Source organism: Mesorhizobium ciceri biovar biserrulae WSM1271, from assembly GCF_000185905.1.
Taxonomy (GTDB): Bacteria; Pseudomonadota; Alphaproteobacteria; order Rhizobiales; family Rhizobiaceae; genus Mesorhizobium; species Mesorhizobium ciceri.
The window spans coordinates 4,432,371-4,453,078 of sequence record NC_014923.1 but is presented as its reverse complement, the minus strand read 5'-3'; the positions used below and the strand labels follow the sequence as shown (position 1 = coordinate 4,453,078).

The 20,708-nt window shown below is 61.1% G+C and carries 25 protein-coding genes; 14 read left to right on the top strand and 11 right to left on the bottom strand.

All coding sequences use genetic code 11. The annotated features are described in order from the left end of the window. Positions 1-51: 51 nt before the first annotated feature. Positions 52-834: an ABC transporter substrate-binding protein gene (locus MESCI_RS21670; protein WP_013532094.1), complete on the bottom strand. Its 783-nt coding sequence runs from the start codon at positions 832-834 to the stop codon at positions 52-54. 135 nt (positions 835-969) lie between these two features. Between MESCI_RS21670 and MESCI_RS21665 the strand changes: the two genes are divergently transcribed. After that, on the top strand, positions 970-1,929 hold the full coding sequence (locus MESCI_RS21665; RefSeq protein ID WP_013532093.1) for a LysR family transcriptional regulator: 960 nt from the start codon (positions 970-972) through the stop codon (positions 1,927-1,929). 15 nt (positions 1,930-1,944) lie between these two features. Here MESCI_RS21665 and MESCI_RS21660 read toward each other — a convergent pair whose 3' ends face one another. Further along, complete coding sequence (locus MESCI_RS21660; protein ID WP_013532092.1) at positions 1,945-2,361, bottom strand: acyl-CoA thioesterase; 417 nt, start codon at positions 2,359-2,361, stop codon at positions 1,945-1,947. Positions 2,362-2,558: 197 nt separating this feature from the next. On the opposite strand from MESCI_RS21660, the gene MESCI_RS21655 reads away from it, so the two are divergent. The 10 genes from MESCI_RS21655 (at position 2,559) to MESCI_RS21610 (ending at position 10,431) form a co-directional block, all read left to right on the top strand. Continuing rightward, a complete protein-coding gene (locus tag MESCI_RS21655) occupies positions 2,559-2,807 on the top strand; it encodes a ParB N-terminal domain-containing protein (RefSeq protein WP_013532091.1) in 249 nt (82 codons plus the stop codon). 191 nt (positions 2,808-2,998) lie between these two features. Further along, positions 2,999-3,388, top strand: a complete 390-nt coding sequence (locus tag MESCI_RS21650) for an SRPBCC domain-containing protein (protein WP_013532090.1) — start codon at positions 2,999-3,001, stop codon at positions 3,386-3,388. Between the two features lie 40 nt (positions 3,389-3,428). Further along, positions 3,429-4,385, top strand: coding sequence for an alpha/beta fold hydrolase (locus MESCI_RS21645; protein ID WP_013532089.1), 957 nt, complete (start codon positions 3,429-3,431; stop codon positions 4,383-4,385). A 187-nt stretch (positions 4,386-4,572) separates the two neighbouring features. Continuing rightward, positions 4,573-4,971 (top strand): GFA family protein, encoded by a 399-nt coding sequence (locus MESCI_RS21640; protein ID WP_013532088.1) that lies wholly within the window; start codon positions 4,573-4,575, stop codon positions 4,969-4,971. A 176-nt stretch (positions 4,972-5,147) separates the two neighbouring features. Continuing rightward, positions 5,148-5,345, top strand: coding sequence for a hypothetical protein (locus MESCI_RS21635; RefSeq protein ID WP_013532087.1), 198 nt, complete (start codon positions 5,148-5,150; stop codon positions 5,343-5,345). A 189-nt stretch (positions 5,346-5,534) separates the two neighbouring features. After that, positions 5,535-6,407, top strand: coding sequence for an undecaprenyl-diphosphate phosphatase (locus tag MESCI_RS21630; protein WP_013532086.1), 873 nt, complete (start codon positions 5,535-5,537; stop codon positions 6,405-6,407). A gap of 71 nt (positions 6,408-6,478) precedes the next feature. Then, entirely contained in the window at positions 6,479-7,267 is a 789-nt protein-coding gene (locus MESCI_RS21625) for a phosphodiester glycosidase family protein (protein WP_013532085.1), read from the top strand. A 148-nt stretch (positions 7,268-7,415) separates the two neighbouring features. Next, positions 7,416-8,513, top strand: a complete 1,098-nt coding sequence (locus MESCI_RS21620) for a glycoside hydrolase family 25 protein (RefSeq protein WP_013532084.1) — start codon at positions 7,416-7,418, stop codon at positions 8,511-8,513. Between the two features lie 225 nt (positions 8,514-8,738). After that, positions 8,739-9,347, top strand: coding sequence for a class I SAM-dependent DNA methyltransferase (locus MESCI_RS21615; protein ID WP_013532083.1), 609 nt, complete (start codon positions 8,739-8,741; stop codon positions 9,345-9,347). Between the two features lie 118 nt (positions 9,348-9,465). Further along, on the top strand, positions 9,466-10,431 hold the full coding sequence (locus tag MESCI_RS21610) for a DUF3592 domain-containing protein (protein WP_245268559.1): 966 nt from the start codon (positions 9,466-9,468) through the stop codon (positions 10,429-10,431). A gap of 14 nt (positions 10,432-10,445) precedes the next feature. On the opposite strand, the gene MESCI_RS21605 is transcribed toward MESCI_RS21610, so the two are convergent. After that, positions 10,446-10,805 carry a hypothetical protein gene (locus MESCI_RS21605; protein ID WP_013532081.1) on the bottom strand — a complete coding sequence of 120 codons (360 nt, stop codon included), beginning with the start codon at positions 10,803-10,805 and terminating at the stop codon, positions 10,446-10,448. A gap of 164 nt (positions 10,806-10,969) precedes the next feature. Between MESCI_RS21605 and MESCI_RS21600 the strand changes: the two genes are divergently transcribed. Further along, positions 10,970-11,491 (top strand): hypothetical protein, encoded by a 522-nt coding sequence (locus tag MESCI_RS21600; RefSeq protein WP_013532080.1) that lies wholly within the window; start codon positions 10,970-10,972, stop codon positions 11,489-11,491. Next, entirely contained in the window at positions 11,484-12,101 is a 618-nt protein-coding gene (locus MESCI_RS21595) for a hypothetical protein (protein ID WP_013532079.1), read from the top strand. Before MESCI_RS21600 ends, MESCI_RS21595 begins: the two co-directional genes overlap by 8 nt. A gap of 19 nt (positions 12,102-12,120) precedes the next feature. Here the strand turns inward: MESCI_RS21595 and pqqE are convergent, their stop codons facing one another. The 8 genes from pqqE to MESCI_RS21555 all read right to left on the bottom strand — a co-directional run bounded on the left by pqqE (position 12,121) and on the right by MESCI_RS21555 (position 19,541). Further along, positions 12,121-13,242: a pyrroloquinoline quinone biosynthesis protein PqqE gene (pqqE, locus tag MESCI_RS21590; RefSeq protein WP_013532078.1), complete on the bottom strand. Its 1,122-nt coding sequence runs from the start codon at positions 13,240-13,242 to the stop codon at positions 12,121-12,123. Beyond that, positions 13,239-13,535 carry a pyrroloquinoline quinone biosynthesis peptide chaperone PqqD gene (pqqD, locus tag MESCI_RS21585; RefSeq protein ID WP_013532077.1) on the bottom strand — a complete coding sequence of 99 codons (297 nt, stop codon included), beginning with the start codon at positions 13,533-13,535 and terminating at the stop codon, positions 13,239-13,241. Before pqqD ends, pqqE begins: the two co-directional genes overlap by 4 nt. Next, on the bottom strand, positions 13,532-14,290 hold the full coding sequence (gene pqqC, locus MESCI_RS21580) for a pyrroloquinoline-quinone synthase PqqC (RefSeq protein ID WP_013532076.1): 759 nt from the start codon (positions 14,288-14,290) through the stop codon (positions 13,532-13,534). The genes pqqD and pqqC overlap by 4 nt, the downstream gene beginning before the upstream one ends. Beyond that, complete coding sequence (pqqB, locus tag MESCI_RS21575; RefSeq protein ID WP_013532075.1) at positions 14,287-15,225, bottom strand: pyrroloquinoline quinone biosynthesis protein PqqB; 939 nt, start codon at positions 15,223-15,225, stop codon at positions 14,287-14,289. Before pqqB ends, pqqC begins: the two co-directional genes overlap by 4 nt. A gap of 415 nt (positions 15,226-15,640) precedes the next feature. Beyond that, positions 15,641-16,201, bottom strand: coding sequence for a PQQ-dependent catabolism-associated CXXCW motif protein (locus tag MESCI_RS21570; RefSeq protein ID WP_013532073.1), 561 nt, complete (start codon positions 16,199-16,201; stop codon positions 15,641-15,643). Continuing rightward, positions 16,198-17,091 (bottom strand): quinoprotein dehydrogenase-associated putative ABC transporter substrate-binding protein, encoded by an 894-nt coding sequence (locus MESCI_RS21565; RefSeq protein WP_013532072.1) that lies wholly within the window; start codon positions 17,089-17,091, stop codon positions 16,198-16,200. The genes MESCI_RS21570 and MESCI_RS21565 overlap by 4 nt, the downstream gene beginning before the upstream one ends. After that, positions 17,063-17,587: a c-type cytochrome, methanol metabolism-related gene (locus MESCI_RS21560; protein ID WP_013532071.1), complete on the bottom strand. Its 525-nt coding sequence runs from the start codon at positions 17,585-17,587 to the stop codon at positions 17,063-17,065. Before MESCI_RS21560 ends, MESCI_RS21565 begins: the two co-directional genes overlap by 29 nt. A 178-nt stretch (positions 17,588-17,765) precedes the next feature. Next, on the bottom strand, positions 17,766-19,541 hold the full coding sequence (locus MESCI_RS21555) for a methanol/ethanol family PQQ-dependent dehydrogenase (RefSeq protein WP_128278335.1): 1,776 nt from the start codon (positions 19,539-19,541) through the stop codon (positions 17,766-17,768). Between the two features lie 812 nt (positions 19,542-20,353). On the opposite strand from MESCI_RS21555, the gene MESCI_RS21550 reads away from it, so the two are divergent. After that, positions 20,354-20,707 carry a hypothetical protein gene (locus MESCI_RS21550; RefSeq protein ID WP_013532069.1) on the top strand — a complete coding sequence of 118 codons (354 nt, stop codon included), beginning with the start codon at positions 20,354-20,356 and terminating at the stop codon, positions 20,705-20,707. The last annotated feature ends 1 nt before the right edge of the window (position 20,708 follow it).

Genomic DNA, 20,708 nt, shown 5'->3' with positions numbered 1-20,708 from the left:
AGGAGTAACGCTCGGCTTCAGGCGGCTTTGGTCGCCTGAAGCCAGGAGAGATCAGCGGATGTCGCTGCCGACCCACTTCATCGAGATCTTTTCGTAGCTGCCGTCCGCCAGCATGTCGTCCAGCGCCTTCTGCATCGCAGCCTTGAGCTCCGGATTGTCCTTGCGGATGGCGATGCCGATGGCAACAGCGCCGCCTTCGATATCGGGCGTGTTGAGCTTGCGGACCTTCTCGCCCGTCTCCTTGACGGCAACCATGACCGGAATGTTGTCGACGACTATCGCGTCGACGCGGCCGGCCCTCAGTTCCAGCAGCAGTTCCGGCAGGCCCTTGTAGGTACGGATATCCCAGCCGCCCTTTTCGCGCGCCCATTTCTCATGCGTCTCGCCCAGCGTCACGCCAATGGTCTTGCCCTTGAGGTCGTCGAGGCTCTGCACTTTCGACTGCTCGCTGACGAAAACGGCGCGGCCGGCGTGGTAGTAAGGCCCGACGAAATCGACCACCTTTTCACGCTCAGGCGTGATCGTCATCGAGCCAACGACGGTGTCGTATTTGTTGGTGAGCAGGCCGGCAATGATGCCGTCCCAGGCCGTGGTGATGATGGTGCCCTTGACACCGATGCGCTCGGCGATGGCCTTGCCGATATCGGCGTCGAAACCGACGACTTCATTCTGGTCGTTGACGAAGTTGAAGGGCGGATACTGACCGCTCATGGAAATCTTCAGCTCGCCCGCCGCCTTGATCTTTTCGAGGTCGTCGGCCCTGGCCGAAACGGCAGTGAAGGTCGACGCAAGCAGCAGGGCCGCAACGGCGATGCCGGAAAATACTCTGTTCATCTGATTTCCTCTCCTCTGGATGGCGCGCAAGGTTTGTTCTTGGGAGGCGTGCAGACGCTTTCCTGTCATCAATGATTGCCTTTGCGGTATCATTGCGCAAATAGATAATGGGAATAGAGAGCATAGATATCAGGAATGGCACTTCCACGCCCCGAACGACTGGTCTGGGATCTCGACTGGAACCTTCTGCGGACATTCGTCGTCATCGCGGAGGTGAAGGGCATCACGCGAGCTGCGGAGCGACTGAACCTCAAGCAACCCAGCGTCAGCAATGCTCTGCGGCGGCTGGAGGACCGGGTGGGCCGGCGTCTGGTCGAGCGCGACGCGACGCGCTTCGAACTGACCGAGGTCGGGCGGCTTCTCTACGAGCAGAGCGTCGAGGTGTTCGGCACCATATCGCAGTTGCCGCTGCTGATGCGCGGCATCAGCGACGATGTTACCGGCCATGTGATGATCGCGACGGCAAGCCATGTCGTCTCGCCGCTCTTTGATCAGGCGCTGTCCGAGTTCCACAGCAACTACCCGCACGCCAGCATCACCATTTCAGTCGCAGCAAGCACCGAAGTCGCCAAGCAGGTGAGGGAGCGGCGTGCTTCCTTCGGCATCTGCCTGGTCAGCCAGCGCGATCCGGCGCTGGAATATGCGATGGTCTACCGCGAGTTCTTCGGCTTCTTCTGTGGGCCGCAGCACAGGCTTTACGGGCAAACCGGGCTGACGCTGACCGATCTCCGGGGCGAGCCCTCGGTATCGTTCCAGACCGACCATATCTCGGATGCGTTGCGGCCGGTCGCGCTGTTGCGCAGCGAGGCCCGGCTCAACGCCGATGTCGTCGGCGTGTCCTCGAGCCTGGAAGAGGTGCGGCGCATGATCGTCGCCGGGTTGGGCATTGGGCCGCTGCCGCTGCACGTCGCGCGGCGGGACGTGGCGGATGGAATGCTGTGGCGGCTGCCGCCCTATGACGCGCCGCCGGCCATCGACATCTTCCTGCTGGTCAATCCGGACAAGGTGATGAACCGCGCCGAGAAGGCGCTGCTGTCAGGGCTGCAGACGCTGATTGCCGACACGCCCCTCGAGGACCGCATCTACATAGGCTGACGGGCGGAGACAGGCTTATTCGATCAGGAAGGCCGAAGAGCGGTCGCGCATCGGCTCGTCCAGAGCGACCGAGGCGCGCGCGGCAAGGTCGAAGCGCACGCTTGTCGTCCGGCTTGATGCGCGGACAATGCCGTCGAGCGAGCCCAACATCACCTGTTCGAAGGTGATGGAGGTGCGGCCGATCTTCACGACATGCGAGCGGATGGTGATGAGCGCACCGGCTTTCGTTTCATGCCGATAGTCGATTTCGGTGCGCACGTCGGCCCATCCGATCTGCGACGCCTGGTTGTCGTCCTGTCCGGCGATATGGCCGAGAAGCTGGAAGCTGGCATCATCGAACATCGCCGCGTAGTGACGCACATTCATGTGCCCCATCACGTCGCACATCCAGGGATGAGCGACGCCGACAAAGGTGACGAGAGATTTGCTCATGGGGATTTGCTCCGTGGCCCTCGACGATCGCGCAGACGCAATATCGAAACGCGCGACGACAGGCAAACGATCTGCTGTCCCTGGCATCTTCGAACCGAGAATGGCCTCCGGACTTCGTATTCGTTAGCCGCACCCTTGGCCACCTCCATCAAACGGACTATCTCAGGGGTGGCGGCGTTTCCGCCACGGGGGTCGGCATGCTCAGAGTGCAAAAGGTCAAGGTCGACGAGATCTACGTGCCGACGGCGCGCAAGAAAACGCTGCATCCCGAGACCGTCCGCCATCTCGCCGAGGACATTCTGGAGAACGGCATGAAGACGCCGATCCAGGTCCGCCATGACGGCAAGCGCCACATCCTCGTCGAAGGCCTGCACCGGCTGGAAGCGGCAAAGTGGCTCGGCGAGACCGAGATCGAGGCCTATCTGGTGCAAGCCAAGCGCCACTGAGGCTTTGGCCCATCGATCACTTCGTCATCCTCGGGTCTCCGCGACGGAGCTGCGTTCCTGCTCCGCCCGTGGATGACGAAGGTGAGTGGGTCAATCGAAACGGTGTCGCAAAATTTTCGCTGGCCGATGTCGGCTTGCGGTTCATCGGCTCGTCCTTGGGACGGAAGCCAGATCAAACGCAGGACGCCATCATGACCACCAAGCTCGACATCGCCCCCACCAACGACCGCGAACTGGTTCTCGCCCGCATCATCGATGCGCCGCGCGAGAACGTCTATCGCTGCTGGACCGATCCGAAACTGATCACGCGCTGGTTCTCTCCAAAACCGTGGACGACGCCGCGCGCGGAGATGGATGTGCGCGCCGGTGGCTCGAGCCTTGTCGTCATGGCCAGCCCGGACGGCAACGAGTTCCCCAACCCAGGTGTCTTCCTCGAAGTCGTTGCCGGCAGGAAGATCGTCCTCACCGCTCGGGTCAGGCACTGGAGCGTCGCCGACCGCGAACAGCATGAGAAGATGGGGTTCCACGAGGGCTGGGGACAGTGCGCCGACCAGCTCGAAGAACTCGCCAAAACGCTTTGATCCGCATAACGCCTTGATATCGACAGGAGAGGAGATCGATATGTTCAAAACCCTGTTTTTCGCCATTTTTGCTTCGGCCGCAGCACTGCTTGCCTGCCCGGGCATCACCAATGCAGAGGAGACAAAACCTGCCAGGACGACTGAAACGAATGCACTGCCGAAGCCGGAAAAGTCCGGCCTTCTGACGATCAACGGCCTGAACTACTACTATGCAATCTATGGCAAGGGCGAGCCGCTGCTTCTGCTGCATGGTGGTCTTGGCACCACGGATATGTTCGCGCCGATCCTGCCGAAACTTGCCGAAAACCGCACCGTCATCGGCGTCGACCTGCAGGGTCACGGCCGCACCGCGCTGGGTGACCGACCATTCACCGTGGAGGCGATGGGCGACGACATGGCCGCCATCGTCAAGGCGCTCGGTTACAGCCAGGTCGATGTCATGGGCTATTCGCTAGGCGGCGGCGTCGCCTTCCGCATGGCCGTCCAGCATCCCGAAGCGGTGCGCCGCCTCGTCCTGGTATCGACCGGCTACGCCACGGACGGCTTCTATGACGAGATGCGTCCGCAGCAGGCACAGGTGAGCGCAGCCGCGGCTGAGTTCATGAAGGACACGCCGATGTACAAATCCTACGTCGCGGTGGCGCCGCATCCGGAGGAGTTCCCGAAGCTCCTCGATGCGCTGGGCGGCTTCATGCGTCAGAACCGCGATTACTCGGCCGATGTCGCCAAGCTGAAGATGCCTGTCATGCTGGTCTATGGCGACAGCGATATGTATAAGCCCGAACACGAGATCAAGTTCTATCAGATGCTCGGCGGCGGACTGAAGGACGCCGGCTGGATGCGCGAGAACTTGTCGCAGAACCGCCTGGCGATCCTGCCCAACCGCACCCACTACGATGTCTTCTTCGCCCCGGAGCTGACGGCCGCCGCGCTGCCGTTCCTAAACGGCCAGACCAAGGTCAAGACCTGGGACGAGGTCGTCGGCGAAATGGAGTGAACGCCAAAACCGCCGGCTGTTGGCGGGCAGCCGGCATTCCGTGGCTCCATGACGGCTTTCGGCGTCATGGCTTCATCCCAACTCGCATCAGCACAAGCGATGACATTGCATCAAAGCTTTTCAATTGACCCAATCGGCCCCGCCGATACGTTGCGCGCCTATTCTCTCCCACCAGTGGATCCAGACAATGGCAAGATATGAGGGCGGATGCCTGTGCAAGGCGGTGCGCTACCGCGCGGACGCGGCTCCCATCAACGAACGCGTCTGCCACTGCCGGCTTTGCCAGAAGGCGATCGGCGCCGCCTTCAACGCACGCGTGCTGTTTCGCATCGAGGACGTGACGATCGATGGGCCGCTGGCGACTATAGGCTCTTCACCGGATCTCAAGCGCGGCTTTTGCCCGAGCTGCGGCACAACGCTGTTCTCCCGACGTGATTCCGCAGGCATTATCGGCATCACCACCGGTTCGCTCGACGATCCCACGGTTTTCAAGCCGCAAATGCATATTTTCACGGCCTCGAAGCAGCCTTGGCTGGTGCTTGATGACGGCCTGCCGAAATACGAAGGCGCCCCTCCGCCAGGCTAATTTTTCCCTTCTCCCCTTGTTGTGGGATCGACGCGCAGCGCCAGGGGAAGGGAAGAGCGCAAGCATGGCCAAAATTTAATCCAAATCGACACGAGATAGCCGGCAAAGCGTCATTGGCGAGCCATCTTTGTCGTCCTATTTAAGGGTCGCGGGTACGGCATTCGAGGAGACGACGGATGAACGACAGCATCAGCACCCTGGACGAGCTTTTGAGCGATCCGATGGTCCTGCTTGTGATGGAGCGCGATCGTGTGCGTCCCGAACAGGTGCGCATGCTGCTCGAACGGGCTCGCCGGCCTTCGACCGATGAGCCCGAAGTGCCGCCGGCGCATGTGATCGCCAGGACATGCCAGAAACTCTGGCTCTGCCCGTAGTCGCTTTGCGATTTTCCCTGTGTACCTCAAGCCGGCCCCAAGGTGGGCCGGTTTTCGAACGGCGTGCACCTCGGCGTGCCAGCTTACAAATCCGTAAATTGATTATCCGGCCCATGACGATAAGGCTTGCCCGGGATTGACCGATGGTTGGTCCACGCAACTCCGATCTCTCATGCACGGAACTCGATTTTGGCCGATATCTGCACCCAAGGCCTCGACACGGGCTTCGTCGGCCTGGGGTTCGCCAAGGTGGCGTTCCTCGGCGTGGTGCAAGGCATCACGGAACTGCTGCCAATTTCCTCGACTGCCCATATGCGCATCGTGCCGGCCGTGCTCGGCTGGCAGGATCCTGGCTCCGCCTTCTCCGCCGCCATGCAGCTTGCGGCCCTTGCCGCGGTGGTCAGCTATTTCTGGAGCGACGTCAGGGATATCCTGTTTGGATCGCTCGACGCTCTGGCGCGACGCGATTTCGCCGACCGGCATTTCAAGCTGGCGCTCTGGATCGTGCTGGCGACGATCCCCATCGTCATCGCCGGCGTTGCGCTGTCGGGCCTGCTCAACGCCTGCAATTCGCCGCTGCGTAGCCTGACGGTGATCGGCTGGGCCTGCATCGCCATGGCGATCCTGCTGGCGCTGGCCGAGATCTTTGCCCGTCACCGGCGCAGCATGGGCGATGCGTCGCTGACCGATGCGCTGCTCGTCGGTATCGCCCAGATCGGCGCGCTTGTCCCCGGCGTCTCGCGCTCGGGCTCGACCCTGACAGCGGCACTGGGGCTCGGCTTCAAGCGGGCCGAAGCGGCGCGCTTCTCGTTCCTGCTCGGGCTGCCTGCCATCGCGCTCGCCGGCCTCAAGGAACTCTGGGAACTGCACAAGGTCCATCTCGACGCCCATGGCTGGTCGGTGCTTGCTGTCGGGCTGGTCGTCGCGTCGATCTCCGCCTTCTTCGCCATATGGGGGCTGATGCGCGTGCTGGAGCGTTTCTCGGCTTGGCCGTTCGTCATCTATCGCGGCCTGCTCGGCATCGTCTTGTTGTCGAGCGTCGCCATGGGATGGCTCGTCTGAGGCAGTTCCACAGTATCGCTTGAAACGGGCTATATCCGTACCGGACCTCGAACTTCGATTCCGGTACGCACATGGATTTTTTGACCCTCCTGCAATCGGTGCCACTGTTGCTGGCGATGGCCAAGGGGGCGCTGCCGTCGGTGGCGGCGCTTGGCGCGTCGTTCGGCCAGTGGGTTGTCTCGCTGCCGCCATGCCGGGACTTCACCTTCGAGGCGACCAGCTATCTCGTTTGCGAGGTCGATCCGAAACGATATCAGCTCGAGCTGTTCTGGAAGGATGCGGCGGGCAAGCCGTTTCAGTCGCTGCACAATCTGCATGCCGCGCAACAGGCGATCGGGCGCACGATGCTGTTCGGCATCAATGCCGGCATGTATCACCCGAACCTCGCGCCGGTCGGTCTCTATGTCGAGCGCGGCCAGGAGATGGCGTCGGTGAAAACGGGTTCGGGAAGCGGCAACTTTTCCCTGCAGCCAAACGGTATTTTCTACATACGCGACGGCAGGGCCGCGGTCCGCGCCACCAGGGACTTCGTGAAGAGGCGCCCGACCGTCGACTATGCGACGCAATCGGGGCCGATGCTGGTGATCGACGGCAAGCTGCATCCGAAATTCCAGGCCGACGGCACTTCGCGGAAAACCCGCGACGGTGTCGGGGTGCGAAAGGATGGCGTCGCGGTCTTTGCGATTTCGAATGGCACGGTGACCTTCCATGCCTTCGCCCGGCTTTTCCGCGACGCGCTCGGTTGCGATAACGCGCTGTTCCTCGACGGCACGATATCCAGCCTGTTTGCGCCTGCCATCGGCCGCAAAGACGACTACTGGAATCTCGGGCCGATGATCGGCGTCTTCAGGAAATCCTGAGCCAGTTTCCACCGCGCTTACCCGCATGCGGTATGGCGAAAAAAACTTGATTCAAACTTTATTGGTAATTTCTCATTCATAACTGATCCGGTTTGTCCGTCGGCTGTCGTTTCGCCCTCGGTCTGTTGTGTTTTGAGTACAGGTCCAGATGCGGATTCCGGGCGTCGTCAGTTTTTTGATAGCATCGCTATGCCTTGCCGGCTGCTCGTCAACGGCCGGCGTCGATGCGCTGGATTTGCAGAAACCCTCCAACGAGACCACCAGTTCCGTGATCCGGCCGCCGGCACCGATCGCCGCTGCTTCGGCGGCAAGGGGCAACAGGGCGGCAAGGGCCGGACTGGCTCCCATGTCTGACAACGGTCCGGGGGAAAAAACGCGCCCGTTCGGCTTGGCGGAGGAGGAAGAGACGGGGGTGTTTGCCGCACCTGATGCGCCTGATCCCCAAGTGCCTGATGTCGGCGGGCTGCCGGTCGAGCCGGCAGCCTTGGTGTCGCCGCCCAAGCTGTTGACGCGCGCGGCACCGGCCATGCTTGCCGGGCCGCTCACCCGTTACGGTTTTCGCGACGCCAAGCCGATCAATTTCGGCAAGGGTTCGCCTCGCCGCCTTGCAGTGCACGGCGTCGACGTCTCGCGTTGGCAAGGCAACGTCAACTGGGACAAGCTGCGGGCGCAGGGCGCCAACTTCGCCTACATCAAGGCGACCGACGGTGGCGACCACCTCGATCCGATGTTCATGAAAAACTGGCGCAACGCCGACGCCGCCGGCTTGAAGCGCGGCGCCTACCATTTCTTCTACTGGTGCCGCACGGCGGGCGAGCAGGCGGACTGGTTCATCCGCAACGTGCCCAGGGTCGAAGGCGCGCTGCCGCCGGTGATCGACGTCGAGTGGAACGGCGAGTCCAGCTGCAAGCGGCGGCCGTCGCGCGAAAAGGTGCTGGAAAAGATGCAGGTGTTCATGGACAAGCTGGAGCGCTATTACGGCCAGCGGCCCATCATCTACACCGCGCCCGATTTCTACCGCGACAATCTCAGGGGCGAATTCCTCGACTATCCGTTTTGGCTGCGTGCGGTCGCCCAGCATCCGTCAAAGGTCTATCCCGGCCGCAAATGGCTGTTCTGGCAGTATTCCGGCTCCGGCCTGTCGCACGGCGTCACTGGCCGCATAGACCTCAATGTCTTCCATGGCGACGAACGGCAATGGCGCGCCTGGGCCGGGGGCCGGCAGACGGTAGCCGACGCCAACTGAGACAAGCTATCAGGCTTGGCGTCGTTCGCTTTCTCGGGTGTCCGCCGTCCTCGACCTCTTCGCCGCTCCCTTCAGGACCCGCTCACGCGGCCTGCTTGACCAGCGTGCGCTGTCGGACCATTTCAAGCGCGATATCGGATTGCTCGATGGACACGCTTCCGCTGGCAGCATTCGCTGAGGAAAGTGTCTGGCTCTTTGACCAACAAGGACGCATGGGAGGAAAAGATGGGTGTGTCATCGGAGGCTCTGGCACAGAGCCGTCAAACGATCAGCGCTTACGAGGATTATGCGGAACAATATGATGCCATCGTGCGCCATGTTCCCAACGAGAGGGAGCAGGCATCGCTCAAGCGCCTGGTGGCAATCGCCGGCACAGGTGGCCGGATTTTGGAAGTCGGGTCCGGAGCCGGATACGATGCGGATTTTCTGGAAAATTTGGGCGTCAAGGTTCGGCGCACCGACGCCACCAAGCGGTTTCTCGAGCTGCAGGCCGCGCGTGGTAAGCATGGCGAGTTGCTCGATCTCATCACCGATGATCTCGGCGGCCCCTACGACGCGGTCCTTGCCCTATGCGTCCTGATCCACGTGCCTCGCGACCAGACCGACCAGGTGCTTGCCAAGATAGCCGGGTCGCTGCGCCCGGGCGGCGCCTTTCTCGTCTCGATGCGCAATGGCGATGGCGAGACATCAGGCGAATATCACATGGTCTACTGGCGCAGGGACGACTTCGCCGCCCGTCTCGAAGGCGCCGGGCTGGTCCTCATCAGGGACGATTTCAACGTCGGCCGCAATAGCGAAGAATGGAACACGTTCCTGGCCGTGAAGCCTGCATAACGCGGCGTGGGCTGTTGCCGTTTGCGCTGCTCAGCCTTTTCAGATTTGCGAAAATACAAGACATTGCCGCCGCCATGCTGTCTATGTGCGGGTTCCTGCACTCCTGGGGGGAGACGAGTTGGAACTCAAGATCATGCTTGTCGGCTTTGCCTGCGTGGTCGCGGGCGCGCTGTCGTTCATCACCTTCATGAAATGGCGAGAGGTGAAGGCACTCAGCCGCTGGCTGCCGACGCCGGGAAAGATCATCTCGTCGCGCGTCGAGGCACGCGAGGTCAGAAGCTCGGGCGTTGGTTCGGACAGCACTGATACCACCGAAATGCGCAATTTTCCGGCGATCACCTTCGAATACAAGGTTGGCGGCAAGAAATTTCAAAGCTCGCGCTACAGCGTGAAGGAGAATTTGGGGAATTTCGAAGTCACCGAAACCCTTGCCCAGTTTCCCCGCGGCGCGGAGGTGACTGTCTTCTACAATCCGGCCGATCCGAGCAAAGCCGTGATCGAGCGCACCATGCCCGAAGGCGCCTTCAAGTTCATGATCCAGCTCTCGGCCGGGCTGGTGGTCGGCGCGCTGGTTCTGGTGTTTTCCGTCGGCGGCGTCCTGGAGGCGATCAGGCCGCATTTGCCCAAGCCGCAGAACCTCGGCGCGGGAGCGCTGCTGCTGTTCATGGGCCTGTTTGCCTTGCGCATGGGCTTCGTCCAGAAATCGCTGGCCGAGCAGGCGGCAAAATGGCCGGTCACTGCCGGCCGCATCGATAACTCGGGCCTGCAGGCGCTCCGAAACCATTCTGGCCATGGTCGCTGGCGCACCGTCTTCAAATCCCGCATCGTCTACTCCTATGACGTCGCCGGCCTGCGCTACAGCGCCGATCGTGTGACCTTCGGCGGAACCGTGACGGCTTCGTTGCCCGGCCTCGTCGGCGGCCAGGCACGGCAGTATGTCGAAGGCAGCAAGGTCGACGTCCACTATGACCCCGCCAACCCCGGCTCGGCGGTGCTGGAATGCCGGGTACGGGGGCTCTGGCTGTTATGGATCTGCTCGGCAGGCTTTCTCGGTGGCGCCGCCTTTCTGGTCGGCCTGGTCTGAGGCGCCGGACGCCTTCAACAGCGGACGAGCGGTCCGCTGTCGAAGCCAGGCCAGGTGAACCGCAGCGTGGCCCCATGCCTGACGATATGGATGACACGCGCGAACGGCTCCTCGATCGACGGGTCGGAACCGTAGCATTGGCTGGCATGCACCACCCAACCGGTCGAGCTTTTGCGAAATGTCGCCTGCTCGCAGCCGAGATCGGGGAACGACAGCGACGCCTGGTCCACTGTGAACACAGTCTCGCGTTGGATGTCGGGAGCCGCGTGGCAGTTCAGCCTGTCGCTAGACCATGTCCCAACATAAGGCGGCGCCGCCAGCGCGGAGCCACCGGCGAATGCGGATATTGCCGTCGTCATCACCAAACGCCGCATCACCACTCCTTCGATCAGTGCGCTCGACCATACAGGCTGGTGGGATTTTGCGTGGACAAGTTTTGTCCAGGAGCGGACAAACGCCGCCGTTCCGGATTTTGCTATGCTTTTGCGCGGATGATGCGACTGTGCGGGCCGACTCAACGCTTTCCCAGAGACATTGGATGATCACCCGCATACTGGCCTTTTTCCTCCTGGGCCTGCTCGGCCCGATGCAGGCGGCCTTGGCAAAAGAATGCCTCCTGAGTCACGCCACCTATCAGGAGCCGCGCTCGGGTGCCGTCGTGCAATTCCGGCCGCTCGCCAACGAGCCGGCGGCGCTGACGGCCGAAGTGTTTTCGCTGGCCGTGCCCAAAGCCGGCACGAGCCTGCCCGCCGACATCACCTGGACCAACGGCAAGAATTCCTTCCCGCTCGGCACCATTCGCCACGCCTGCACCGACGACGACCGGGAAGGCGGCCTGCAGGACGGTAGCGGATTGTGCAGGCTATGGGAGGGCCAGGTCTATGCCTTGACCGGCGGCGGCGCCGAGCAGTTGAATTCGCGCGAAGCGACACCGGCGCCGAGAGGGCTGCTCTTGCCCGGTTTCGGCGTGGCTTTCACCGAAGGAGCCGATTTCGCCAATGCCAATCCAGGCGGTTCGGCCTGGGACGCCTTCATTTTAACAGGATGCAGCGATGAATAGCGTGCGATCGACCATCTGGGCCAGTGCCCTGCTTGCATCCGCGACGATACCAGCCATGGCGGACGAGCCGGCGCCGTCGCGCCCGCCCATCGACAAATGCGCCTGGGAAAAATTGTCTGACAAAACTGTCGGGCTGGCCGCCTGGACGCAGCGCTGCGATTTCGGCTTCCGCCAGATCCATTTCGAATTCGCCGGCAAAGCGCTCGCCATCAAATACAGCGACGGCGGCGCGGCTGACCCTCTTGTCGAGGTCTTTGACATCAAGCCTGGCGAAACCGCCGAGGCTGCGTTGCAGCGCCTGTTCCTGGAAAAGACCGACAAGGCCATCAGCGCCCGCTGTGTGCTGGCGCCTTACACCGAGGGCACGGTACCCGCCGGCGTCAAACGCTACACATTCAGCCCCGACGCCGCCTATGCGAAAGAGCTGAAAGCACTTGCCAGCTCCGACGAGATTCCCGAACCGCCCTGCGGCGACTGGGGTGAAATGCCTGACGGCATGCAGTATTTCGAGGTGCCCGCGGGTGAGGGGTACAGCCTGCTTTTTGTGCGCATCGGCCAGGACGAGCCATTGTTTGACGAGCAGACGCTACGCGTCTTGCCGAGGGGGTGAGAAGCGCTTTCTCGCCAGGTCAGGCGGATTCGGTCACCGCACCGATCCGCCGGTAGACGAATGCTTCTTCTCTCGAAGGAACTGTGGCAATGCGCTTGGCTTCGTCGATCAGCATTGCCATGCGAGCATGGATCGGCGATTTCGCGCAAGCCGGGTCCGTTGCAGCGGCATCGCCGGCGATCGCCATCGCCTGGCAGCGGCAGCCGCCCCAGTCGATCTCGCGCCGCTCACAGCCGCGGCATGGCTCCTGCATCCAGTCCGTACCGCGAAAGGCATTGAACGCCGGCGAATCGGCCCAGATTGAGGACAGCCTGCGTGGTTCGAAACGCTCGAAGCTGAGCGACGGGATCGTCTGTGCGGCATGGCAGGGCAGTACGGTGCCGTCAGGCGTCACCATGAAGGCGTCCCGCGCCCAGCCGCCCATGCACGGCTTGGGATAGATCGCGAAATAGTCCGGCGTCACAAAATCGATGTTGATGATGCCGGCCAACCGCTCCTGTGCCTCCGCGACGATCTCCGCCTGCCTATCGACCGCTTCACGCTCCGGCATCAGTTGATCGCGATTGGTCAACGCCCAGCCGGCATATTGCACATTGGCGATCTCGAGCCTCTCCGCGCCCAACGAAAGGGCGAGATCGATGAATTCCGGCACCTCCTCGATGTTATGGCGATGGATCGGCGCGTTGATGGTTAGAGGCAGACCGGCCGCGCGCGCGCGGCGTGCCGTCTCCAGCTTCTTTTCGTGGGCACCCTTGTGGTTGCCGATGCGATCCGTGGTCGCCGGCCGCGCGCCCTGAAAGCTCAGTTGCAGATGGTCTAGACCGGCTTCGGCAAATGCCTCGATACGGCCCTCGACGATGCCAACGCCCGCGGTAATCAGATTGGTGTAGACGCCGCGCCCCGCAAGCCCGGCGATCAATTGCTCGAGGTCGCGGCGCAGTGTCGGCTCGCCACCGGACAGATGCACCTGGAGCACGCCGAGATCGGCGGCCTCCGAGAACAGGGCGAGCCAGGTCTCTGTGTCGAGTTCGCGATTGGCCTTGAGCAGTTCGAGCGGATTGGAGCAATAAGGGCATTGCAGCGGGCAGCGATGCGTCAGTTCCGCCAGCATGCCGATTGGAGGGAGGAGGGGCGTGCTCATAGCCTCACCAGCAGCTTGTCCGACCATTCCTGCAGGAAGGCGATGACGTCGGTCGCCACGGCCTCCTGTTCGGCCTCATAATCGGCGGCAAGGCCGGCAATGATGTCGCCGACCGTGGACCGTCCATCGCAGCGTCGCAATATGTCGAGACTGACATCGTTCGGCCAGAATATCTTTTCCGGTGAAAGCACGGCGAATGCCTGCCGCAAGGGATCGTATTGTATGCGCACGTGCTTCGGCAGCGAAGGTACCGATCGCAACGACACCACAGCTCTTTCGCGCAGCGCCATCATAGGGCTGCCTCGGGCTGGAAGGCGCCGGGCGGTATGTTTCCCTGCTCGCCATAGGCGTGTTGAAGCGCGTCAAGCATGGCCCAGAGTATATCGCATTTGAACACCAGTGCATCGATTGCCTGCTGCTGGCGCTCCGCCGTATCGGCGTGGCTGAGCACGTAGGCAAGGGCGAAGTCGGCGTCACGCGAGGCCTGTTCGGGCCGTTGCTTGAAATAGGCCAGCGTATCCTCGGTGATGTAGTCGTATTTGGCCAGCATTGCCGGCACCCGCTCGCCGATGATGAGTGGCGAGAACATCTCGGTCAGCGAGGACGCGACCGCCTCGAACAGCGTCCGGTTTGTGCAAAAGGAAAGGTAAGCGCCCACCGCGAAGCGTGTCGCCGGCAGTGCCAGCCTTTCGCTCTTCACGGCCTCGGCGTCCAGGCCGAGCGAAGTTGCCAGATGCAGCCAGCGCGCGATGCCGCCGCTCCAGCCGTCCTCGCCGTCATGATCCTCGATCCGCTTGCGCCACGCGGCACGAAACGCTGGATCCTCGGCATGTACGAGTATCATGGCATCCTTGCGTGGGATGACCGCCTGATAGCAATAGCGGTTCAGCGCCCAGGCCTTCATCTCGGCCTTCGACAACGCGCCGCTGGTCATCCTGTGGTGAAAGGGATGGCGATTGTGATAGCGCTCGGCGCCAACCTGCCTCAGCACGGCTTCGAGAGCGCTCGTGGAGAGTCCGCCTTTGGCTGCATCGCGGAAGTCGCTCAAAATTCCATCTCCATACCGTCGTTTGCGATTTCCCAGCCTGCCGCCTTGACCGCCGCGTGTTCGGCGGAACTCTCGTCAAGGATGGGGTTGGTGTTGTTGATGTGGACGAAGACGCGACGGCCGACCTTCACATTGGCCAAGCCTGCAATCGAACCCAATTCTCCCGAGATCGCCAGATGCCCCATGCGCGCGCCGGTTTTCTGACCGACGCCGGCGACGATCATCTCGTCGTCGGTGTAGACCGTGCCGTCGAACAAAAGACAGGCGGCATCGGTGAGACGCGCGCGTAGCCGCGCATCGATGCGCGCGCAGCCTGGGATATAGAAGACGGAGCCGCGGCTGCCGATGCCGGCAATTCGGACTCCGATCGTGTCACCTGCGTCGGAGCTGAAATTGGCATCCGGATGGTCTCTATCCTCCAGATAGAGTGCTATCTTCCCGGGCACGGCAAAGGGCTCGATCATTACGCCGGTATCGCGGCCTTCTGCGTCGCAGATGGCCAACTCTTTCGCCGGCGGCAGGATGCGCCGCGGCACAAGCGCTGGATCGAGAACGTTGAAAATCGAATTCGCCTCCAGCGTCGCCAGAACCTGCGCCGTTGCATAGATGGCGAAAGGCTGCCGCTCGCGCAGGCTGAGCAGTCCGGCGATATGATCGACGTCGGCATTGGTCAGCACCACAGCGCGAATAGGTGTCGAGCGCAGCGGCGCATCGCCCGCAGGTTGCAATTCAGGTGTTGCAGCGATTTGCTGGCGAATGTCGGGCGAGGCATTGAAAAGAACCCAGCCCAACCCGTCCGCCGAGGCGGCGACACTTGACTGGGTTCGTGGATGCACGCTTGCCATGCCGTTGCGAGCCGCACGACTGAGACGGTAGTTGCAGTTCCATTGCGGAAAGCCGCCGCCCGCCGCCGATCCGATGATCCTCAAATGCATGAAAATGCCCGCGCGCCGGCTTCTCTGACCTGCAGGCAATTTGCAGTCACAAACAACACTCCGCGCGCTTTGCGTGCGTCAAAATCTTTCACGAAAATCCCATGCGGGGAGGGGATGCGCGCCCCTGTCGCCAGGGACGCGCACCTCTGCGGCCTACTTCTTGGGAGTAATTTCAGCAGGCAGATACCGTGAAATTTCGAAGCCAGCGGCAACCTGACACATGGTCGGTTTTTTCCAGTTCTTCTTCATGACATTTCTCCTCTTATACCAGCCCGAAGGGACCGATCCTGTCGTTAGCCAACCATTGCAGGGCACCGACGCAATGGCTCGTCCATCAAGTTTCAAAATGGACAAATGAAACAATAGGTTTTGAAAAATTGAAAACAAACTATCGAGAATAATTGCAGTCCTTATTTCAATTGTTCGTTGCGTAGGGTTTCTTCTCCTCCAGTGGAAGGTTTGCATCTTCCCACCCATCGGCGCCGAGCGGATACCAGATTACTGAACTGTAGCCCCACTGGACGGCCCGTTTCGCCGCATTCCACGACATCCAGCAATTCGTCATGCAGTAGAACAGAATCGCGCGCGACTTGTCCGTCCCGGCCTTGGCCGCGAGGCCTTGGCGAAAATAGCTGGCGGTCTCCTGCGAAATAGCGCCGTATCCCACATTGGCCAGCCATATGCTGCCTGGAATGTCCTTTCTGACCTTGTCTCTCCATATCGTCCCTGCCGGCAAATTGGCCGGTTTGGGCGTGTCCGGCATCACGTCGAAGAAGATCGCCTTTTTCGCTCGCCACAGCGCTTCCGCTTCCACCGTCGTCACCACCCTCGCGCCTTGCAGCGTCCGCGGCACCGGCGCCCGATAGTCGTCCATCCGGAAACCGCTGGGTTCGGCGATGTCGCCAGCCCATGTCGGCTCGGCCAGACCCAGAAGGCTCGCGGCGACCAGCACGAAAATAGTCTCCCTTCCATTCATTGGGTAATCAGGTTGTCGTGTTCGTCGATCAGCGGCACGTTGTAGCTCAGCAGGATCCTGGTGATCTCCGCCTGGTTTTCCCTGATCACCCGGTTGAGCGTCCGCTTCCATTCCTGGTCCGACGGACGTACGCCCATGGTGATGCGGTAAGACATGCGCGAGCCGGTTTTTTCCTTCACCAGTGGAACGATCGTCACATCAGCTCCGAGTTCCTTGGCGTAGTAACCTGCCATCGGTCCCCACAGCACCGCCGCATCGATCTTGTGTGCCAGCATGTCCTTGATCATGACCTCCCCCATTGATGGGGTGACGCGCGTATCCACCGCAAGCGGATAGATCTTGGCGGTCCGTAGAAGCTTGTTGGCGGCCATGTTGGCGGTTGGCGGCGTGCTTTCAACGACGCCGATCGTTTTGCCTGTGAGTCTGGGATCCTCGATCGTTTCCACGCCTTCCATATCGTGGCTTTTCGGATGCACCAGCACATAGGCGGAGCGATAGTAGGCGTTGGTGTTCTGCACCAGCTCATCGCCTTGGGCATAGCCCATGATGATGTCGCATCGGTTGGCCCCCAACGTATTGCGCACGAAGCCGGTGATCGTGGGAAACCAGGTGTAGGAGACGGACTTGCGCCCGGTTTTCGCGGCAACCAGTTCGGCCAGCTTGTTTTCGAAGCCTTCGCCGCTCTTGTCGGTGAAGGGCATATTCGAGGGATCGGCGCAGACGCGCAGAATGTCAGGGTCGACCAGTTCTCCCGCCGCGCCAAGGCCGGCGCTTTGCGCATGCGCGTTCGACGGCAGCAAGGCGAGTGTGCCGAGGATCGGCAGAACGACGCGCAGCTTCAATGCATCGCGGCCGATCATGTCATCCACCCATGCAGGATGCTTCGGCATCCTTCGCCGCCTGGGCCTTGTCTTCGTGCTTGGGCGGCCTTCCGCGGGGCGCCGCGCCATCCGCGCGCGCGCGCAGATAGACGTAGAGATCGTCCAGGTAGCAATAGACGTTCTTGTTGTCGCCAAAGGCAGGCATGACGTTTTCCTTGCCGCCGCCGACATTCTTGCGGCCTTCGGCGACGATCGAGAGGAATGTGGCGTAATCCATGGTTTTCAGGCTGTTGACCAAAGCCGGCGCATAGCTCGAACCTGTCGCGTCCTGTCCGTGGCAGACATGGCAATCGGAATGATACCGGCGGTAGCCGCTGAACGTGTACCAATCGACGGTTCCGTTTTCGATCTTGTAGGTCGGATTTCCATCCGCATCCAAATACTTGCCGCCTTCTTCCTTTACCGCCTTGGCTTTTTCCATGCTGTCGTCGGCCCGGGCGAGGCTCGAGCTTGCCAGAGGCAACAGAGCCAGCACGAAAGCCGAAATTACAATGCGAACGGACATTCAAACGCTTCCTTCATTTGCCAATGGACACGGTTTTGCTGTCGCGACCGGCATTGATCGGTGTTTTTGGGTGCGTAACCGAATCGAGAGCCCGGCCATGGCTTCCGGATGTCCGGGCTCTCGTTCTTCAAGCCTTTGGTCTCACAAGACCTGAGGCATGCTCAAGGTTCCCAGCGCATCAATCCGGGAGACCGAAGACGGTGAGCTGACCGCCCAGCGTCGTGTAGTCGGCAAGTGCCGCGTAGCCGCCGACGGCACCCAGGCCAGCTGTACCAACGACAGCGGCTTGGTCGCCTTGCGCGCGGCCCTGATCGACGGCGCCATGCCAGGCAGCGGCGTTGTCAGGCGAAAGCAGGCCGCCTGCCAGGCCGATACCAGCCCATCCACCGACGCCCGACAGAACGGCGATATACTGCTTGCCGCCCTGCTCGTAGGTCGTGATGTTGCCGATGATGCCGGACGGGGTCTTGAACTTGTAGAGTTCCTTGCCGTCCTTATCGACCGCCTTGATGTAGCCTTCGAGTGTACCGTAGAAGACGACGTCGCCATCTGTCGCCAACGCGCCCGACCACACCGAGAACTGCTCGGGCTTCGACCAGACGATCTCGCCCTTGGCCGCATCCCAGGCAATGAAGTTGCCCATGTTGCCGTCGCCGCCAGGTGCGGGATACATCGACACGGTGGCGCCAACATAAGGCTGACCGGCGGTGTAGCTCACCTTGTAAGGCTCATAGTCCATGCAGACATGGTTGGTCGGGACATAGAACAGCCCGGTCTTCGGCGAATAGGCCGCCGGCTGCTGGTCCTTCGTTCCAAGCGCCGCCGGGCAGATGCCCGTCGAGTTGGTGTCTTCGCCGTTCTGCTGGGTCGAATATTTCGCCACGACCTGCGGGCGACCATACTGTTCGCTCTTGGGGTCCATGACGACTTCGGTCGCCCAGTTCACGGCCGGATCGTATTTCTTGGCGACGAGAAGGTCGCCGGTGGCGCGATCCATGGTGTAGGCAAAACCATTGCGATCGAAATGCACCAGCACGTCGTGCTTGGCGCCGTTGACCTCCATGCCATCGACGAGGATCATCTCGTTGATGCCGTCATAGTCCCATTCGTCATGCGGGGTCATCTGGTAGAGCCATTTGGCAACACCAGTATCCGCATCGCGGGCCATGATCGTCATCGACCAGCGATTGTCGCCGGGGCGTTGGACCGGGTTCCACGTCGAGGGATTGCCGGTGCCATAGTAGACCAGGTTCAGCTTGGGATCATAGGAATACCATCCCCATGTCGTGCCGCCGCCGGTCTTCCACTGCTCGCCTTCCCAGGTGTTCGTGCCGGAATCCTTGCCAACCGGCTTGCCGAGTTGCGTGGTCTTCTCGGGATCGATCAGGGTGTCTGCGTCCGGACCTTCCGAATAGGCTTTCCAGGCGAGTTTGCCATCTTTCAGATTGTAGGCGGCCAGCCAGCCGCGAACGCCGAATTCGGCGCCGGAGACGCCGATGAGCACCTTGTCCTTGACGACGACGGGGGCAGCCGTACCGGATTCGCCTTTGCCGCCATCGGTCTGGTCGCCGTTCTTGACCGACCAGACGACCTTGCCAGTCTTCGCGTCGAGGGCGACGACCGTGGTGTCGGCCTGATTGAGAATGATCTTGCCGTCACCATAGGCAACGCCACGGTTGACCGTATCGCAACACATGATCGGAATGACGTTGGGATCCTGCTTGGGCTCGTATTTCCAGAGGATCTTCCCGTCATTCTTGAGATCGAGCGCAAAGACATTGTTCGGGAAAGGCGTGTGGACATACATCACATCGCCGATGATAAGCGGTCCACCCTCGTGGCCTCGTAGCACGCCGGTGGAAAAGGTCCACTTGACCTGCAGGTTCTTCACATTGTCCGCAGTAATCTGGTTGAGTTTGGAATAGCGGGTGTTGGCGTAGTCACCCGTCTGCATTGCCCAGTTCTTCGAATCCGAAGCCAGCTTTGCAAGGTCCTCGTTAGCCGACGCCGTATAGGCCGCGCCGAGCGACAGAAACGCCGCAGTGGTTAGAATATAGGTAGCTTTCGTAAGTACACGCATCCGAATTCCTCCCGAGGTTCATAGTGATGAATCATTTGCTGAGCCCACAAGGGCTTGCCCAAGCGATTCACGGGGGGGAAATATTTCCGGCAGCGTGTCACGACCTAAGCCAGATGTGCAGAGGGCACCGTTACTGCCCACCTCACCTTGGCCTACGAAAGACTGTCGCCGCTCCCTAATGACGGTGACGCCCTTGAAGCCGGAAACAGGGTGAGGCTATGTCATCGTAAAAGGCTAGGCAAGCAAAAAAGCCTGCTGGTGTTTTTGCACCGCAATATCGTAAATGATGCGGTGCAATATAAGAAAATAAGCAGGACGGTATTTGTTAGATAAAGTATTTATGACCGCGAAATAACGATGGGGCACATAAAATTTAGTTATTTTTTGATTTTTACATTTCGCCTAAGCGTTGATTTTATTTGGAGGTATTCGCTTCGATGTCTCGGCATGGTCATGCGCGTGCTCCATTGGGAATCGATAGTGGGCCAAGCATGAGATGATCGTTGGAGTCGGGGCGTGGAGCAGGCCACGGAGCCGCCATGCGGAACCACGGTCGACAAGCCCCGCATTCCTCCTTTGGTCGCATACGGAAGCCATGGGCACTTGACTGACTCTGCTGCACGTTGCCAACTGCCACGGTGATCCCGACTGGGCGCATCGCGCCTAGGCTAACCGGAGGTTTTCCCGTGATCAGATATGTTGGATTTTCGACTTTGCCGCTGCTCCTTGCCGCGCCGCTGGCCTTCGCAAACCCCGCGGGCGCCGCGGGTGATTACCCGACAGCAACGATCGCCGACTACGTGCTCGGCTGCATGCAGACGAACGGCCAGACACGTCAGGCGCTGGAAAGCTGTTCCTGCTCGATCGACGTCATCGCCTCGATCCTTCCCTACGACCACTATGAGAGAGCCGAGACTTTCAAGAGCATGTCTTTGACCACAGGCGAAAGCGCGGCGCTGTTTCGCGAAAGCGCACCGGCGAAGGCAGCCCGTACCGAATTGAAGCGCGCGCAGTCGGAAGCCGACGTGCGCTGCTTTTAGA

Bases quoted from the DNA above. Each gene is read 5' to 3' on its own strand.
- MESCI_RS21670 (WP_013532094.1), bottom strand. From the start codon at position 834: ATGAACAGAGTATTTTCCGGCATCGCCGTTGCGGCCCTGCTGCTTGCG.
- MESCI_RS21665 (WP_013532093.1), top strand. From the start codon at position 970: ATGGCACTTCCACGCCCCGAACGACTGGTCTGGGATCTCGACTGGAAC.
- MESCI_RS21660 (WP_013532092.1), bottom strand. From the start codon at position 2,361: ATGAGCAAATCTCTCGTCACCTTTGTCGGCGTCGCTCATCCCTGGATG.
- MESCI_RS21655 (WP_013532091.1), top strand. From the start codon at position 2,559: ATGCTCAGAGTGCAAAAGGTCAAGGTCGACGAGATCTACGTGCCGACG.
- MESCI_RS21650 (WP_013532090.1), top strand. From the start codon at position 2,999: ATGACCACCAAGCTCGACATCGCCCCCACCAACGACCGCGAACTGGTT.
- MESCI_RS21645 (WP_013532089.1), top strand. From the start codon at position 3,429: ATGTTCAAAACCCTGTTTTTCGCCATTTTTGCTTCGGCCGCAGCACTG.
- MESCI_RS21640 (WP_013532088.1), top strand. From the start codon at position 4,573: ATGGCAAGATATGAGGGCGGATGCCTGTGCAAGGCGGTGCGCTACCGC.
- MESCI_RS21635 (WP_013532087.1), top strand. From the start codon at position 5,148: ATGAACGACAGCATCAGCACCCTGGACGAGCTTTTGAGCGATCCGATG.
- MESCI_RS21625 (WP_013532085.1), top strand. From the start codon at position 6,479: ATGGATTTTTTGACCCTCCTGCAATCGGTGCCACTGTTGCTGGCGATG.
- MESCI_RS21620 (WP_013532084.1), top strand. From the start codon at position 7,416: ATGCGGATTCCGGGCGTCGTCAGTTTTTTGATAGCATCGCTATGCCTT.
- MESCI_RS21615 (WP_013532083.1), top strand. From the start codon at position 8,739: ATGGGTGTGTCATCGGAGGCTCTGGCACAGAGCCGTCAAACGATCAGC.
- MESCI_RS21605 (WP_013532081.1), bottom strand. From the start codon at position 10,805: ATGCGGCGTTTGGTGATGACGACGGCAATATCCGCATTCGCCGGTGGC.
- MESCI_RS21600 (WP_013532080.1), top strand. From the start codon at position 10,970: ATGATCACCCGCATACTGGCCTTTTTCCTCCTGGGCCTGCTCGGCCCG.
- MESCI_RS21595 (WP_013532079.1), top strand. From the start codon at position 11,484: ATGAATAGCGTGCGATCGACCATCTGGGCCAGTGCCCTGCTTGCATCC.
- pqqE (WP_013532078.1), bottom strand. From the start codon at position 13,242: ATGAGCACGCCCCTCCTCCCTCCAATCGGCATGCTGGCGGAACTGACG.
- pqqD (WP_013532077.1), bottom strand. From the start codon at position 13,535: ATGATGGCGCTGCGCGAAAGAGCTGTGGTGTCGTTGCGATCGGTACCT.
- pqqB (WP_013532075.1), bottom strand. From the start codon at position 15,225: ATGCATTTGAGGATCATCGGATCGGCGGCGGGCGGCGGCTTTCCGCAA.
- MESCI_RS21570 (WP_013532073.1), bottom strand. From the start codon at position 16,201: ATGAATGGAAGGGAGACTATTTTCGTGCTGGTCGCCGCGAGCCTTCTG.
- MESCI_RS21565 (WP_013532072.1), bottom strand. From the start codon at position 17,091: ATGCCGAAGCATCCTGCATGGGTGGATGACATGATCGGCCGCGATGCA.
- MESCI_RS21560 (WP_013532071.1), bottom strand. From the start codon at position 17,587: ATGTCCGTTCGCATTGTAATTTCGGCTTTCGTGCTGGCTCTGTTGCCT.
- MESCI_RS21555 (WP_128278335.1), bottom strand. From the start codon at position 19,541: ATGCAGACGGGTGACTACGCCAACACCCGCTATTCCAAACTCAACCAG.